This window comes from Pseudomonas sp. FG29 (genome assembly GCF_057809355.1).
In genome coordinates, this window is the sequence record NZ_JBMDJU010000006.1 from 86,391 (window position 1) to 101,538 (window position 15,148).

The 15,148-nt window shown below is 63.3% G+C and carries 15 protein-coding genes; 10 read left to right on the forward strand and 5 right to left on the reverse strand.

What is annotated here, in order from left to right:
* Positions 1–17 precede the first annotated feature (17 nt).
* The 7 genes from ACODS1_RS09230 to bamJ all read left to right on the forward strand — a co-directional run bounded on the left by ACODS1_RS09230 (position 18) and on the right by bamJ (position 5,290).
* Positions 18–371, forward strand: coding sequence for a PA4575 family protein (locus ACODS1_RS09230; RefSeq protein ID WP_322981344.1), 354 nt, complete (start codon positions 18–20; stop codon positions 369–371).
* 126 nt (positions 372–497) lie between these two features.
* Positions 498–992, forward strand: a complete 495-nt coding sequence (locus tag ACODS1_RS09235) for a TIGR00645 family protein (protein WP_322981345.1) — start codon at positions 498–500, stop codon at positions 990–992.
* Positions 993–1,133: 141 nt separating this feature from the next.
* Positions 1,134–1,436: a DUF6482 family protein gene (locus ACODS1_RS09240; RefSeq protein ID WP_322981346.1), complete on the forward strand. Its 303-nt coding sequence runs from the start codon at positions 1,134–1,136 to the stop codon at positions 1,434–1,436.
* Entirely contained in the window at positions 1,433–2,833 is a 1,401-nt protein-coding gene (locus ACODS1_RS09245; protein ID WP_489085402.1) for a 3'-5' exonuclease family protein, read from the forward strand. Before ACODS1_RS09240 ends, ACODS1_RS09245 begins: the two co-directional genes overlap by 4 nt.
* Positions 2,830–4,365, forward strand: coding sequence for a cryptochrome/photolyase family protein (locus tag ACODS1_RS09250; RefSeq protein ID WP_489085403.1), 1,536 nt, complete (start codon positions 2,830–2,832; stop codon positions 4,363–4,365). The genes ACODS1_RS09245 and ACODS1_RS09250 overlap by 4 nt, the downstream gene beginning before the upstream one ends.
* On the forward strand, positions 4,362–4,499 hold the full coding sequence (locus tag ACODS1_RS09255) for a DUF2256 domain-containing protein (protein ID WP_489085404.1): 138 nt from the start codon (positions 4,362–4,364) through the stop codon (positions 4,497–4,499). The genes ACODS1_RS09250 and ACODS1_RS09255 overlap by 4 nt, the downstream gene beginning before the upstream one ends.
* 161 nt (positions 4,500–4,660) lie before the next feature.
* Positions 4,661–5,290 (forward strand): BamJ family beta-barrel-assembly machinery protein, encoded by a 630-nt coding sequence (gene bamJ / locus ACODS1_RS09260; RefSeq protein WP_489085405.1) that lies wholly within the window; start codon positions 4,661–4,663, stop codon positions 5,288–5,290.
* A 127-nt stretch (positions 5,291–5,417) separates the two neighbouring features.
* Here the strand turns inward: bamJ and ACODS1_RS09265 are convergent, their stop codons facing one another.
* The 4 genes from ACODS1_RS09265 to ACODS1_RS09280 all read right to left on the reverse strand — a co-directional run bounded on the left by ACODS1_RS09265 (position 5,418) and on the right by ACODS1_RS09280 (position 11,839).
* Positions 5,418–5,648 (reverse strand): PA4570 family protein, encoded by a 231-nt coding sequence (locus tag ACODS1_RS09265; protein ID WP_322981350.1) that lies wholly within the window; start codon positions 5,646–5,648, stop codon positions 5,418–5,420.
* Between the two features lie 161 nt (positions 5,649–5,809).
* Positions 5,810–8,869 (reverse strand): multidrug efflux RND transporter permease subunit, encoded by a 3,060-nt coding sequence (locus ACODS1_RS09270; RefSeq protein WP_489085406.1) that lies wholly within the window; start codon positions 8,867–8,869, stop codon positions 5,810–5,812.
* Between the two features lie 60 nt (positions 8,870–8,929).
* Positions 8,930–10,075, reverse strand: a complete 1,146-nt coding sequence (locus ACODS1_RS09275) for an efflux RND transporter periplasmic adaptor subunit (protein WP_489085407.1) — start codon at positions 10,073–10,075, stop codon at positions 8,930–8,932.
* Between the two features lie 144 nt (positions 10,076–10,219).
* A complete protein-coding gene (locus tag ACODS1_RS09280) occupies positions 10,220–11,839 on the reverse strand; it encodes a methyl-accepting chemotaxis protein (protein WP_489085408.1) in 1,620 nt (539 codons plus the stop codon).
* A 582-nt stretch (positions 11,840–12,421) separates the two neighbouring features.
* On the opposite strand from ACODS1_RS09280, the gene ACODS1_RS09285 reads away from it, so the two are divergent.
* From ACODS1_RS09285 to ACODS1_RS09295, 3 genes are read left to right on the forward strand one after another with little or no spacing between them, the layout of a single operon-like run.
* Positions 12,422–12,724, forward strand: a complete 303-nt coding sequence (locus ACODS1_RS09285; protein WP_489085409.1) for a hypothetical protein — start codon at positions 12,422–12,424, stop codon at positions 12,722–12,724.
* 49 nt (positions 12,725–12,773) lie between these two features.
* A complete protein-coding gene (locus ACODS1_RS09290; protein WP_489085410.1) occupies positions 12,774–13,589 on the forward strand; it encodes a hypothetical protein in 816 nt (271 codons plus the stop codon).
* A 50-nt stretch (positions 13,590–13,639) separates the two neighbouring features.
* On the forward strand, positions 13,640–13,852 hold the full coding sequence (locus ACODS1_RS09295) for a DUF6434 domain-containing protein (RefSeq protein ID WP_489085411.1): 213 nt from the start codon (positions 13,640–13,642) through the stop codon (positions 13,850–13,852).
* A 192-nt stretch (positions 13,853–14,044) separates the two neighbouring features.
* On the opposite strand, the gene ACODS1_RS09300 is transcribed toward ACODS1_RS09295, so the two are convergent.
* Complete coding sequence (locus ACODS1_RS09300; RefSeq protein WP_489085412.1) at positions 14,045–15,148, reverse strand: DUF1513 domain-containing protein; 1,104 nt, start codon at positions 15,146–15,148, stop codon at positions 14,045–14,047.

A 15,148-nucleotide genomic window follows, 5' to 3' on the forward strand; every position in this document is an offset into this window, starting at 1 on the left:
TCGCGAGGGTCGCCGCCATGTCGCGCAGCCTCTGCCTTACCCGACACTGTCTGGGGCTTGTCACCCGTATCGAATGCGTGATCAGGCCATTGGCAGGTGATCGCGGGCTTTGGACATTGATCTGTGCAGCCGGCATGGCCGGCGCGCAGCCCTCGGCCATCAAGGCACAAGGCCCGTTCTTCGGGCCTCTCGTCGCTGAAGAAGTGCTGGCTGCCATCGTCCAGAGCCTGGCGTTGCAGGGCTATGCCGAATGCACCGAGCCGCCGATCTGGAGCCTGCACCTGCAGGCCGAGCTGCGCCGCCTGAACGACTCGCAGCGGCGCCATCCGGGCCAGTACCGCTTCCGCCCCGATACCGACGGGCAAAGCTGAGGGCGCGCCTGGCCTGGCGCATACGGGCTGTTTTCACTGGGGTTATCCACAATCCGTACGGCGCTTTGTGCGGCCGGTGTGGCTGGGTATACTCGCCGCCATTTCCGATCCCTCAGTGAGACCTTCATGGAACGCTTTATCGAAAATGCGATGTATGCCTCGCGCTGGTTGCTGGCACCCATCTACTTCGGCCTGTCGCTGGCGGTTCTGGCGCTTTCTCTGAAATTCTTTCAGGAGCTTTACCACATCCTGCCGCAGATATTTTCCCTTGCTGAAGCGGATGTAATCCTCAAGCTGCTGTCGTTGATCGACATGGCCTTAGTTGGCGGCTTGTTGGTGATGGTGATGCTCTCGGGCTACGAGAACTTCGTTTCGCGCCTGGATATCCATGATGACACTGAGAAGCTCAGTTGGCTGGGCAAGATGGATTCCAGCTCGCTGAAAATGAAGGTGGCGGCGTCCATCGTGGCGATTTCCTCCATCCACCTGCTGAAAGTGTTCATGGATGCCAAGAACTATGACCTCAAGTACCTCCAGTGGTACGTCATCATCCACCTGACCTTCGTTGGATCGGCTTTTGCAATGGGTTACCTGGACAAGCTGACCAAGCACGATCACTGATCCGCTCACCGTGTTGCCGAACCGCCCGGCCGTTGGAAAACGGACGGGCGGTTTTCATTTGGGCCTTGTGCTTTCTCGATCTTGTACAAAAATTGTCTTTGTAGAGGTTTTTGTATAATTTGCGCGAGACGAGGAGAACCCATGAATCTGTACGATCTTTCTGTGCACGCCCTGGCTGGGCGCATCGACGAACTCAACCTGATTTCCCTGGAGGGTGGCATCTACCTGCTCGAGGCGCGGATGGAGGGCCGTGCCCACCCGGTGCGTGACGAGCAGGGCAGTACCTTGCACCTACGCTCGGTCGAACACGCCCGCGACGTGCTGCAGGAAATGCCGACGCTGCCGTTCTTCCTGGTGCACAGCTCGGTGCATGATGAAATGTGTGGCATGCCCTCGGCTGACAACAGCCTGCGCGTGCCCATCGCCTTTCGTTCCGGCTGGTGACGGCAGCGTTCATCCCGGCCGGGGCGCTGCAAGGTCGTACCCTGGCCGTTGTCGAGGTGAAAACCACAGGGGCGCATCCGCTGCGTGATGCCGTCTGGGAACTGGCAATCATCCAGGTCGACGCGCAGGGCAGTGTCGAGGCGCGTCTGCACTGGCTGTTCGAGCCCCCCGTGGCCTTGCCGAGCAAGTTGCTGGCGCTGACCGGGCTGCATCCTCTGGAGTTGCGCGGTCTGCCAGGCATCGACGCTGCAGGTGAGGCGATTGCCGCCGCGCTGAAAGGACGCGTGCTGGTCGGGCACAACCTGCGTTTCTCACTGGCTTTCCTGCGCCGTGCCTTGGCCGACTGGAAAGCACTGCGTCCGGTACAGCTCTGTACCCTGCGTCTGGCAAGAACGGCATTGCCCGATATCGCCGACCAGGGCTTCGACGCGCTCTGTGAGCATTTCGGCATCGTCCGCTTCTTCCGTCATCGCGCCGTACCCGATGCCGAGGCGACCTTGCTCCTTGCCCGGCATCTGCTCGCACAGGTGCCGGCCAGTGCGCTGAGCAGTCAGCTGCGCAGCGCCGCTCGGCCACCCTTGCTACCCAGCGAGCGTTTCGCCGGCCTGCCGGAGCGGCCGGGCGTCTACTACTTCCTCGGCGACAGCGGCGCCCACCTGTACGTGGGCAAGAGCCGCAACCTGCGCCAGCGGGTGACGTCGCACTTCCAGAACGACCACCGTGACCGGCGCAGCCTGCACATGGTGCAGCAGATCCGTGATGTGCAGGTGCAACCCACCGCTGGCGAGTTGGGCGCGCTGTTGCTCGAGTCGGCGGAAATCAAACGCTTGCAGCCGTTGTACAACCGGCGCCTGCGCAAGCAGCGCGAACTGCTGACCTGGGCGCTGAGCGAGGCGGGCGGTGAGTGGCGCAATGAACTGCTGCCGCATCGCGCGTTGCTGCCGGGTACCCGGCATGTGGGGTTGTTCTGCTCGCGTCATCACGCACGGCAATGGTTGCTGGAGCAGGCACGTGAGCGCCGTCTGTGCCTGCGGGTGCTGGGGCTGGAGGAGGGCGAGGGTGCCTGCTTCGCCTACCAGCTGGGTCGCTGCGCTGGCGCCTGTTGTGGCATGGAGTCGCGTCAGGCGCATGATGCGCGTTTGCTCGAAGGCGCCGAACGGCTGCAGACCCAGGCCTGGCCCTGGCGTGGGCCGGTTGCCCTGGTCGAGCGCGACGCGCGGCACGATCTCGTGCAGTGGCATGTGCTCGACCAGTGGCACTACCTGGGCAGCGTGGAATGCCTCGATCAGGCCAATGCCTTGCTGGCCGAAGGCCGGGGCGGTTTCGACCGCGATACTTACCACATCCTGCTCGGCCACCTGCGCCGTTATCCGCACATGGAGGTCGCTCTGCTGTGAACGTACGCCGTCTGATTCTGATTCTCGGTGACCAACTCAGCCTGGGCCTCGGCGCCCTGGCCGATGTCGACCCCGCGCGCGATCACCTGCTGCTGGCCGAGGTGATGGAGGAGGCCAGCCATGTGCCGCATCATCCGAAGAAGATCGCCCTGATCTTCAGCGCCATGCGCCATTTCGCCGAGGCTCTGCGTGAGCAGGGCCTGCAGGTGCACTACGTGAAGCTGGACGATCCTGCCAACAGCGGCTCGCTGCCGGGTGAACTGCAGCGCTGGACGCAGCAGTTGAACCCGGCCGAGGTGCACCTGACCGAGTGTGGCGACTGGCGCCTGGAACAGGCGCTGCGTCATTGCGGCGTGGCGATCCAGTGGCACCCGGACACCCGCTTTCTCTGCTCGCGTGAAGCCTTCGCCGCCTGGGCGCAGGGGCGCAAGCAATTGCGCATGGAGTTCTTCTACCGCGAGATGCGCCGCGCCAGCGGCCTGCTGCTGAACCCGGATGGCAGCCCCGACGGCGGTGCCTGGAACTTCGATGCCGACAACCGCAAGGCCTTGCCCAAGGGCGTACGGCCACCGGCGCCGTTGCGTATTGAGCCGGACGCCATCACGGCCGAGGTGCTGGAGCTGGTCGCGCAGCGTTTTGTCGATCATTACGGCCTTCTGGACGGCTTCGATTACCCGGTGACAACCGCACAGGCCGAACGCCTGTGGCAGCATTTCCTCGCTCATGGCCTGGCCGATTTCGGCGATTACCAGGACGCCATGGCCGATGACGAGCCGTTTCTTTTTCATTCACGCATCAGCGCCGCGCTGAACATCGGCCTGCTCGATATGCGCCGGCTGTGTGCCGATGTCGAGGCGGCCTATCGCGCGGGCGAGGTGCCGCTGAACGCGGCCGAGGGCTTCATCCGCCAGTTGATCGGCTGGCGCGAGTACGTACGCGGCATCTACTGGCTGCGCATGCCGGAGTATGCCGAGGGCAATACCTTTGGCAATTCGCGGGCGCTGCCAGAGTTCTACTGGACGGGCCGGACGCGCATGAACTGCATGCGCCAGGCCATCGGTCAGACCCTGGAGCACGCCTACGCGCACCATATCCAGCGGCTGATGGTTACCGGCAACTTCGCCCTGCTTGCCGGCATCGCGCCCAAGGCCATCTGCGACTGGTACCTGGCCGTGTACATGGATGCCTTCGACTGGGTCGAGCTGCCCAATACCCTGGGCATGGTGATGCACGCCGACGGCGGTTACCTGGGCTCCAAGCCCTATTGCGCCAGCGGTCAGTACATCAAGCGCATGTCCAACCATTGCCAGGGTTGCAGTTACAAGGTGAGTGAAAGCACCGGCGAGTCGGCCTGTCCGTTCAACTCACTGTATTGGCATTTTCTGATGCGCCACCGCGAGCGCCTGGAGCGCAACCCGCGTATCGGCATGGTCTACCGCAACCTGGCGCGCATGAGCGAGGCCAAGCAGCAGGCGTTGTGGGATTGGGGCGAGCGTTTGCTGGCACGGCTCGATGCCGGGGAGAGACTGTGAAGAAGAGCCAGTTGCCGGTGAAGACCTGCTTGGTCTGCGGCCTGCCCTTCGCCTGGCGCAAGAAGTGGGCGCGCTGTTGGGAGGAGGTGCGCTATTGCTCCGAGCGTTGTCGGCGAGGGCGTAACGCCCTATAGATCCAGACTGTCGCCGCTGAAGCGCCTGCCACAGAGCGTGCATCTCCTGCGGCTGTGGGAGGGGCTTTAGCCGCGACAGGCTTGGCACCTTGCCGTGACCTCGCGCCCGGCTTCTGTGCTAGTCTGGCCGGCCTTTTTGCAGCCCCTAGCGGAGCCTTTTCATGTCCGAATTCACCTTCAGTCCCGATCTGTCCTCCGACGAGGGCCGCGTCAGCTACGGCATCGGCCGCCAACTCGGTGGTCAACTGCGCGACAACCCGCCGCCGGGTGTCGATCTGAACGCTATCCTCGCCGGTCTGACCGATGCCTTCACCGGCCAGGCCAGCCGCGTTTCCGAGGCTGAGCTGGGCGCCAGCTTCAAGGTCATCCGCGAAGTCATGCAGGCCGAGGCCGCGGCCAAGGCTGAAGCTGCTGCCGGCGAAGGCCGTGCCTACCTGGCCGAGAATGCCAAGCGCGAAGGCGTCACCGTATTGGCTTCCGGCCTGCAGTACGAAGTGCTGGTAGCGGGCGAGGGCGCCAAGCCGTCGGCCGATGATCAAGTCCGTACCCACTACCACGGCACCCTGATCGACGGCACCGTATTCGACAGCTCCTACGAGCGCGGCCAGCCGGCTGAATTTCCGGTTGGTGGTGTGATTCCGGGCTGGGTCGAGGCGCTGCAACTGATGGGCACCGGCAGCAAATGGCGCCTGCACGTGCCGAGCGAGCTGGCCTACGGCGCCCAGGGCGTTGGCAGCATCCCGCCGCACAGTGTGCTGGTGTTCGATGTCGAGCTGCTCGACATCCTGTAAGCAAAATCCGTAGGTGAGTCGTAGGGTGGACAACGCTGTTTTTGTCCACCACGGCGACGGTGGACGGGTGAAGCGTCGTCCACCCTACGATTGAACGGCCCTCTGCCATGCAGGGGGCCGTTGCGTTTCAGGACGGGCGCAAGGCCCGGGCATAGCAGAACAGGAACAGGCTGCGCACCAGCTCCTTGAGCACGCTGGGTTCGCTCGAGCTGAGTTCGTGCAGATCCAGGTCGCCCTGGTCGCGCAGCTCGTCCAGAGCGTCTTCTTCCAGCACGGCGCAGACTTCGCCGGTCTGGCGGTTGAGGATGCGCAGGTAGGGATGTGGCCGATCCAGCCAGGCATCGATCAGGTAGGTCATGGCAGTTCTCCTTGGCCGTCATTACGTAACTGAGAATAATTCCTATTACATAAATAGCAAGGGTTAATTGCGACCTTCTGTCGTTTCCGTGAATCGAGGCTGGCGATAAAGAGGGCTGTGGGAGGGGCTTCAGGCCGCTGAAGCGCCTCCCACAGGATCGATCAGTGCGCGGGGGTGACCTGCGCCTGTTGTTGCGCTTCGGCATCCGGCTTGGCCAGCAAGCTGTACACGCAGGGCAGGACGAACAGGGTGAAGGCGGTGCCGACGCTCATGCCGGTGGCGATCACCAGGCCGATATCGAAACGGCTCACCGCACCAGCACCGGTGGCGAGGATCAGCGGCACCATGCCGAATACCATCGCAGCAGTGGTCATCAGCACCGGGCGCAAGCGGATGGAGGCGGCTTCCTCGATGGCTTCGCGCACGCTCAGCCCCTTCTCGCGACGCAGTTGGTTGGCGAACTCGACGATGAGGATGCCGTGCTTGCTGATCAGGCCGATCAGCGTTACCAGACCCACCTGGGTGTAGATGTTCATGCTCGAGAAGCCGAGGAAGATCGGTATCAGCGCGCCGCAGATCGACAGCGGCACGGTGACCAGAATCACCAGTGGATCACGGAAGCTCTCGAACTGTGCCGCCAGCACCAGGAAGATGATCGCCAGTGCCAGACCGAAGGTGAGGAACAGCGCACTGCCTTCCTGCACATACTGGCGCGAGGCGCCGGCGTAGTCGTAGCTGTAGCCGCGCGGCGCTTCCTCACGGGTGATCTGGGTGATGGTGTCCACCGCCTCGCCCATGCTGACGATGGGCACGCCCTGGATGATCACCGAGTTGAGCTGCTGGAACTGATTGAGCTTGGTCGGGCGGGCGCGGTCGCTGACGCGGATCAGCGTACCCAGCGGCACCATCTGGCCGTTCTCGCTGCGCACGTAGTAGCTGTCGAGCCAGCCCGGGTTGTCGCGGTAGGCGCGTTCCACCTGGGCGATCACCTTGTAGCTGCGCCCGTCGATGGTGAAACGGTTGATTTCGCCCTCACCGAGCAGGCTGGCCAGCGTGGTGCCCAGATCCTGCATCGATACGCCCATCTGCGCGGCTTTCTCGCGGTCGATGTCGACCACGACCTCCGGCTTGTCGAAGGCCAGGTCGATGTCAAGGAAGGCGAACTTGCCCGACTCCTGCGCGCGCGCCTTGACCCGCTGGGCCACCTGCAGCAGCGACTCGTAGTCGTTCGGCGTGTTGATCACGAACTGGAAGGGTAGACCCTCGCCAGTGCCCGGCAGCGACGGCAGGTTGAAGCCGAAGACCTGCAGGCCCGGAATCTGGTTGAGCTTGGCCTGCACCTCGGGAAGGATCGCCATCTGGGTGCGCTCGCGCTCGTTCCACGGGGTCAGCAGGAAGCCGCCGATGCCCGACTGCACACCGTTGAAACCGTTGATCTGGAACGACGAGTAGTACTCGGGGAAGGTCTTGAAGATCTCCACGAACTGATCGGTGTAGGCGTTGATGTAGTCCAGGTTGGTCGGCTGTGGCGACTGGGTCATCATGAACACGATGCCCTGGTCTTCATCCGGTGCCAGCTCGTTCTTGGAGAACGACAGCAGGGCCGGGATCAATGCCATCACGATCAGGCCGAACACCACCACCACCGGACGGGTGTCGAGGGTGCTGTGCAGCGCCTTCTGGTAGCGCCGCTTGAGCGTGTCGAAGACCTGATCCAGGCGATGGGCCAGCCCCGACGGGTTTTCCTCGTGGCGCAGCAGCTTGGCACACATCATCGGTGACAGGGTCAGCGCGACGATGCCGGAAATGATCACCGCGCCGGCCAGGGTCAGGGCGAATTCCTTGAACAGGGCGCCGGTCAGGCCTTCGAGGAAGCCGATGGGGGCGTACACGGCGGCCAGGGTGATGGTCATCGAGATCACCGGCACGGCGATCTCGCGCGCGCCTTCGATGGCCGCGTCGAACGGCGTCTTGCCCTCTTCGATATGGCGGTGGATGTTTTCCACCACGACGATGGCATCGTCCACCACCAGGCCGATGGCCAGCACCATCGCCAGCAGAGTCAGCAGGTTGATCGAATAGCCCATCAACTGCATGAAGAACAGCACGCCGACCATCGACAGCGGAATGGTGACCACGGGGATCAACACCGAGCGGAACGCGCCGAGGAACAGAAAGACCACGACGATGACGATCAGCACCGCTTCGCCGAGGGTCTTCACCACTTCGTCGATGGACGCCTGGATGAACTCGGTGGCGTCGTAGGCGATGGCCACCTTGAGGTTCGGCGGCAGCTGCGCCTCCAGTTCCGGCAGGGCCGCGCGCACGTTCTTGATCACGTCCAGCGGGTTGGCGCTGGGCGTACCCTTGATGGCGATGTACACCGAGGGCACGCCATCGAAGGAACTGATCGAGTCGTAGTTGGCCGCGCCCATTTCCACGCGGGCGATGTCGCGCACCAGCACGCGGCTGTCACCCATCGTCTTCACCGGGATTGCGGCGAAGGCATCGGCGGATTTCAGGTCGGTGCTGGCGTTGATGCTGGTGACCACGTACTCGCCCTTCACCTCGCCGGCGGCGGAGAGGAAGTTGTACTTGCGCACCGCGTCGTTGAGGTCGCTGGCGGTTACGCCGTAGGCGGCCATTTTCACCGGATCCAGCCACAGGCGCATGGCGAACACCTGGTTACCGAGGATCTGCGCCTCGGCCATACCGGGCAGGGTGGCCAGCTTGGGCTGGATGACGCGTGACAGGTAGTCGGTGATCTGCGGGTTGGACAGCTCGTCGCTGTAGAAGCTGACGTACATCAGCGCCGAAGCGTCGGCCGCTTCCTTGGAGAGCACCGGGTCTTCGGCGTCCTGCGGCAACTGGTTCTTCACCTCGTTGGCCTTGGCCAGCAGCTCGGTGAACAGGCGGTCGCTGTTGGCGCCGATGCGCGCGTAGATGGAGATGGTGGACAGGTTCTGCTGGCTCGACGAGGTCATGTAGTCGATGCCTTCGGCGCTGGCCAGGCTCTGCTGCAGCGGTTGGGTGATGTAACCCTGGATGGTCTCGGCGTTGGCGCCCGGATAGGCGGTGGTGACCGTGATCAGGGCGTTTTCCATCTGCGGGTACTGGCGGATGACCAGCTTGCCGAACGCCTGGATGCCGAGCAGGACGATCAGCAGGCTGACCACGGTAGCCAGCACGGGGCGACGGATGAACGGATCGGTGAAAGCCATGATGATTTCCTTGGCTGTTGCCACCCCTGGCCGCCGATCTGGCGGTGGCCGGGGTACTGGTCAGTTGGTGCTCGGCGAGGTGCTGTCGGGCTGCACGGGATCGTCGACGATGGCCACATGCGACCCGTTGTCCAGCTTCAACTGGCCGGAGGTGACCACTTGCTGGCCGGCTTGCAGGCCCTTGAGGATCACCACGCGACCGTCACGGCGTTCGCCGGTGGTGACGAAATGGCGCTCCACCACCAGTTGCGCTTTGCCGTCGCTGTCCTTGACCAGCTCGCCCTTGTCGTCCTTTTTCTCGGTGATCAGGTACACCGAGTTGCCGTACAGGGTGTAGGTGATGGCGGTTTCTGGCACGGTAATCAGCGCGTTGTCGCCTGGCAGCAAGACCTGCAGGTTGGCGAACATGCCCGGCAGCAGTTTCTCGTCGGGGTTGGCCAGGGTGGCGCGTACCTGCAGGTTGCGGGTCTCGTTTTCCACCTTGGGGTTGATCGCGCTGATACGCCCTTCGAAGGCCTCGCCAGGGTAGGCGGCGACGCTGATCTGCACGCTTTGGCCGACGGCCAGTTGCGGGGCTTGCTGCTCGGGCAGGAAGAAGTCGACGTTCAGCCGCGACAGATCCTGCAGGGTGGCGATGGCTGCGCCGGGCGACAGGTAGGTGCCCGGGTCGACCTGGCGAATGCCGATGGTGCCGGAGAAGGGTGCATTGATGCGCTTCTTGTCCAGTTGTGCCTTGAGCTGGGCGACGCTGGCGGTGGCCTTCTGCAGTGTCGAAGCCAGGCGGTCGAACTCGCTCTTGGAAATGTTCGAACGGCTGACCAGGCTGCGCCCGCGCTCGTACTCGATCTGCGCCAGGCTGCGCTCGGCCTCGGCGGTGGCCAGACTGGCACGCTCCACTTCGCTGTCGAGCTGGATCAGCGGCTGGCCACGCTCGACCTTCTGCCCCGACTGGAACAACACCTCGCGCACGATACCCTCGACCTCGGCGGACAGATCCACGCCCTGGTAGGCCTTGAGCGTACCGATGGCCGGCAGACGCCCCTGCCAGGGCTGCTCGACCGCAGTGGCCGCCGAGATACTGATGGCCGGCTGCGGCGCCGAGAACATCTGAATCTGCTTATAGATGGAGAAGCCTTTGTAGGCGGCGAGGGCGAGTACCACGAGCACGACGGCACCCAGCATGATCAGCATGCGGCGGAGCAACATATTCCGGTTCCTTGGCAGAGCGGGGTCAAGCCTGGAATAGGCAGGATCGGGCACGATAGTGCTACTCGCAGATGAAGTCAAAACTCCTCATTTACAAGGTATTTTCCCCATGAAACCGGCACGTTGGCGTGCCGGTCGCGTGTTTCACGAACCAAGACGGCGGGTGACTTCACCCAGTTCGCCGGAGAGCCCGCGCAGGTTCAGACTGGCGGCCTGGGTACGTTCGACGTTTTCCTGGTTGGCGCTGGCGATGGCCGTCAGCTCGGTCAGGTTGCGCGAGATGTCCTCGGCCACCGACGTCTGCTCCTCGGCGGCGGTGGCGATCTGCTGATTCATGTCGCGAATCGCTTCCACTGCCGCGGTAATACGCTGCAGCATGGCGCCAGCTTCAGTCACCTGAGTCACGCCTTGTTCGCTGCGTTGCTGGCCGCTCTCGATGGCGCGCACGGCATTCAGCGCGCCGGTCTGCACGGTGTCGATGATCTGGTTGATTTCGGCCGTCGACTGGGCGGTGCGTTGCGCCAGGTGGCGCACCTCATCCGCGACCACGGCAAAGCCCCGTCCCTGATCGCCAGCCCGCGCGGCTTCGATGGCGGCGTTGAGCGCCAGCAGGTTGGTTTGCTCGGCGATGCCACGGATCACCTCAAGCACCTTGCCGATACGTCCGCTGTCGCTTTCCAGGCGGCGGATCACTTCGGCCGTGTTGGCGATTTCGCCACGGATGTCGGTGATGGTGGCGATGGTCGATTGCATCACCGCGCTGCCCTGACGCGCCGAGTCATCGGCGTCGGTGGCGGCATGGGCCGCATCGGCGGCGTGCCGTGCAACCTCCTGGGCGGTCGCGGACATCTCGTGCATGGCGGTGGCGACCTGATCGGTGCGCTCGAACTGCTCGCTGACGCCTTCGGTCATGCGTGAGGCGATGGCGTTGAGTTCACCGCTGGCACCGTCGAGGTCATGCGTGCTGCGATGCAGTCGCTCGGTGGTGCTGGCGAGAAAGTCGCGCAGGGTATTGGCCGCGCGTGCAAGCAAGCCCAGTTCGTCCTGCCTGCTGCTGTCCACGCGCTGGCCGAACTGGCCGTGGCTGAGTTGGTCGACGTGACCGATCAGGTGGCGGATGGGAATGATCAGGTGGCGGTTGACCAGCCACAGGCTGAAGACGCCGATCACCAGCGCGGCGGCGAGCATCAACAGCGAGCCGGTAATGACGGTTCGCTGTGCGCTGGCATTGATCTGCTGGGCCTGATCGAGGCTTTGCTGGCGCAACTGTTCGACCAGCGCCGTCATCTGTTCACTGGCAGCGCGGTCGATACCCTTGACCGCTTCATCACCGGCCTGGGCATCGGCACCGGCCTTGATGAAGGCGTCACGTCCCTGGCGATAGCGTTGGCCAAGGTCACGGTGTTCGCTGCGCAGGCGCTCGACCTGAGCGTTGAGCGTCGCATCGCCGCCGGCCTGCGCCAGCTCGCCAAGGATGGCCTGTACCTTTTGCTCCTGCGCTTCGAACTGGCTCCAGTAGCGCTGCAGGTTGGCGTCGTCCTTGCCACGCAGCAGTACGTTCTTCCACTCCTGAACCTGGATCTTGAATTCGAGATTGGCCGCGTCGATCAGCCGCGTTGCCTGCACCGGGCCGTCGAGCAGGCCACGGTAGGACTGAAGGCCGCCGGAGAGGAAACTGAAGCAGGCCAGGGCCGTGATCAGGATCAGGGCAAGGCTGCCGCCGAGCAGGGAAAGGATTTGCGCGCGCAACGATTTCTGCAACATGGCAAGCACCCATGGAAATGGAGGAAAGGACGGTGTCCGTGTTGTGGATATCCATTTCACCGAGCCGACTGCTGCACGCACTTGTGCCGGTCATGGAAGTATAGGTCTTAGCCGGACTAATGGCCGCTTGCTGCATTGGATAACAGTTTGATGACATAAATGTTGCAGGCGGGTTGCCGCTGGCCCTCAGCATGCCTGACCCTCGTCATATTGCTGCCGTCCTGTGACGAATCGCTTGCATGGCGTTAGTCGAGATGGCGGGTGTCATGAGGAGCATCTAGCATCGGCCCATTGCCGTTGTCACACGCAACCGCTGCCAGGTGAACCGAGATGCCCCGATCTGCCGAACTGTTGGCCTTAGTGGGGATCACGCTACTGCATTGGCTGCCGAGATGACGGCCTTTGACCACTTCGTTCGACCCCATGCCTTGCACCGGTAACGTCACGGTTGTCAGCTCATGGCGCAAAGCATGACGTCTCTTTCGCGAGCGTTTGAGGCTCTGGCCGCGCGCTAGGGGGTTGCGACGACGGGTGTCGAAATCTTGAATGAAGCCTAACCATCTCATACCCGCTCAGGTTTCTATGTGGCCATTTGACCAACCGCCTAATTGCGCGACCATCGTCTCCAAAAGCGTTATCGAAAAGCGCAAACCCATACTCCAGGTCACCCATGATGAGGATGATCATGGCTGGCAGTTTCTCGACAACCAGAGCGAGGCGCTGGACGACCTGTGCATCGTCGGGCTGGGGCATATTCTTGAAGTGGATCCGTCGATGGCTGAACTCGCTGGGCTCGAACCCGGTTGGCAAGCGACGCGCACTCATGTCGGTGGCGAGTGGATGATCGAGCCCATGGCGCCTGAGCCTGACGACGAAGCAAGCTGACCTCCAGGCTGTGCAGGCCACGACAGATTGAAAAGCATCAGGAGTTGAGATGAGCGCATGGGGCACCGGGCTGTACAGCGATGACACGACGTGCGACGTACGGGATGACTACGTTCGTCATCTCAAGAGTGGGTTATCCCATGAGGACGCCTGCCAGAAAGTTCTGGAGCGCTACGTTGAGCTGCTTGGCGATAAGGCCGTTGCTTGCCTTGTCCGTTTTGCCTTGGCCGACACGGCCTGGCAGTACGGTCGCCTCGACGAGACCCTGAAGGATAGCGCTCTCTCGCTCATACACGCCGGTGGCGATCTGTTCGTCTGGGAGCGCGATGCGCCTGGGGATGTCGCGGCGAGACGCAGAGTACTGGCAACGCTGGAGGCGCGATTGACCGCACCACAGCCACCGGCAAGGGCGATCGAGGTTGTGCCGCCAAAGCCAAAGAAGATTCGTACCAACGCGCCGATTGGCTCCGTCTTCGCGCTTGAACTACCCAGCCAGGGCAGAGCATGGCTGGTGCTCGTGGGCTTCGCCGAGCTGGAACAGAGCATTGATCCGGTCTTTTCCATCATGCCTTGGCGCAGCAAGTCGCCAGCCGATGTACCCGAGCAGATCAGCGGCGGCGACAAGACCCTGGTGCTGTCGCAAGGTTTCTCCCGATCCTTCGCACATGTCGCGATTCTGCCCAAGGATGAGCGCAGGAGTATCCTGGTTGGGCTGGAGCCGGTGAGCATCCCTGTGCTGTCACCCATGCCTTTCGAGCGAGAGCGCACCGTTTGGCTGGCGCTGGGGCGTATCGCCAGCGAGGTCGATCGGCACCTGGACGGCGTATCCGCGCCGAGCAGTGAACACTCAGCGCCTGGAGCGTAGCCTTACCTGGTATTCACCATCCCGGATTGCAGAACATCAAGGAGCGAACAATGAGTGATTTTGACTGGCACAGTGACCTGATTACTGCCGAAACCCCGGTGACCGAGCACTATCGAAATACCCAGAATGTGCGCCGGTTCCTGACCGCTTCCTGTGGCCCCGGCTTCAAGTTCGATCGTGCGTTCATGGCCTGGATCAGGAATGGCGATCCCAAGACCATGGGAGAGGTGGCATCGGAATGGCGACGGCTCAATCAGGGGTAGTTTTGGAGCTTGTAGCCTGGGTAGAGCGCAGCGACACCCAGGACGCATGGTTCTGATTGGATTCGCTGTTCTCGTCTGACACCACGCGGTGTACAGGACTGGTAGGAGCGGCTTCAGCCGCGATCATCGGTGCCAGCCCGTTCGCGGATAAATCCGCTCCTACGAAAAGCCGGGAGCTCCCGGCTTTGGGCCTCAGGCCAAGCGCAGGTGGTTGTCCCACAGGCCGGCCGGCAGTTGCAGGGCGCTGGCGGTGATGCGTTCGCTGCGGCAGTCGTACAGGCGGCAGCGGCCCTGGCCGGAGGTGACGACGAAACCGTCATGCACGGCGCCAACACCGGCGCAGTCGGCCAGGGGCACGTCGAGGCGTACTGCGGCGCTGTCCAGATCCCAGATGAAGAAACGGTTGCCGCGCGGGGCGGTCATTGCCAGCAGGCGCAGGTCGTCGTGGATGGCGACGCTGGCGGTGTACTGGTTCATGACTACGCGCTGTGCTTCGCCGAGAGGGAAGGGCTGGTAGGGCTGGCCGGGGCGTTTGATCGCCAGCAGGGGCACCTGGTCGTGCATGTCGCCCATGTATTGCTGGCCGCTGACCACGGTGCCGTCGCGGGCGACGGTGAGGTGGCGGATGCTGTTCTGCTGGTCGGCCAGGCGCTCCTGGCTGACTAGGCTGCCGTCGCGCTGCATCAGCACCAGGCTGGCTTCCATGGCATTGAGGTTCATATCGACGCGGCTTTCAGCCTCGGTGCGAATGCCGCCGTTGGCCACCACCAGGGTTTCGCCATCGGGCATCCACAGCAATTGATGCGGGCCGACGCCATGGGTGCTGTGCTCGCCGGTGCGCTCCAGGCGTTCACCATTGAGGCGATAGGTGCCGAGCACGCCGCGACCGGGTTCGGTGGTGTCGTTCTCGGTTGCGTACAGCCATTCACCCTCCTTGTGGAACACCGCATGGCCGTTGAAGTGACGGCCTTGCGGCGATATCAGGGTGTGCAGCAGGCGACCGTCGCGGGTGTCGATCAGGTAGCTTTCGGTGCTCGGGCGGCGGCCGACGAAAAGTGCCATCGGCAGGCTTGGGTGCGGCACCACGTCGTGGCAGCGCTCGGTCACCAGGGTGGCGAAGGCGCGCTCGCCGTCGAGGCGGTAGCCCACGGCGTAGTGGCGGCCGTCGCCGCCATCACGGGCGGACAGCAGCAGCGGTTGCCCGCCGGGGCCGAACAGCGTCCAGCCGCCGAATGCACCTGCGGTGGCGCCAATGCCGAGCAAGACGCTGAGGCCGAGGAAGGTTCTACGTTGCAT

Coding starts and splice junctions, on each gene's coding strand:
- ACODS1_RS09235 (WP_322981345.1), top strand. CDS start 498: ATGGAACGCTTTATCGAAAATGCGATGTATGCCTCGCGCTGGTTGCTG.
- ACODS1_RS09265 (WP_322981350.1), bottom strand. CDS start 5,648: ATGACCTACCTGATCGATGCCTGGCTGGATCGGCCACATCCCTACCTG.
- ACODS1_RS09295 (WP_489085411.1), top strand. CDS start 13,640: ATGAGTGATTTTGACTGGCACAGTGACCTGATTACTGCCGAAACCCCG.
- ACODS1_RS09290 (WP_489085410.1), top strand. CDS start 12,774: ATGAGCGCATGGGGCACCGGGCTGTACAGCGATGACACGACGTGCGAC.
- ACODS1_RS09275 (WP_489085407.1), bottom strand. CDS start 10,075: ATGTTGCTCCGCCGCATGCTGATCATGCTGGGTGCCGTCGTGCTCGTG.
- bamJ (WP_489085405.1), top strand. CDS start 4,661: ATGTCCGAATTCACCTTCAGTCCCGATCTGTCCTCCGACGAGGGCCGC.
- ACODS1_RS09285 (WP_489085409.1), top strand. CDS start 12,422: ATGTGGCCATTTGACCAACCGCCTAATTGCGCGACCATCGTCTCCAAA.
- ACODS1_RS09270 (WP_489085406.1), bottom strand. CDS start 8,869: ATGGCTTTCACCGATCCGTTCATCCGTCGCCCCGTGCTGGCTACCGTG.
- ACODS1_RS09230 (WP_322981344.1), top strand. CDS start 18: ATGTCGCGCAGCCTCTGCCTTACCCGACACTGTCTGGGGCTTGTCACC.
- ACODS1_RS09300 (WP_489085412.1), bottom strand. CDS start 15,148: ATGCAACGTAGAACCTTCCTCGGCCTCAGCGTCTTGCTCGGCATTGGC.
- ACODS1_RS09240 (WP_322981346.1), top strand. CDS start 1,134: ATGAATCTGTACGATCTTTCTGTGCACGCCCTGGCTGGGCGCATCGAC.
- ACODS1_RS09280 (WP_489085408.1), bottom strand. CDS start 11,839: ATGTTGCAGAAATCGTTGCGCGCGCAAATCCTTTCCCTGCTCGGCGGC.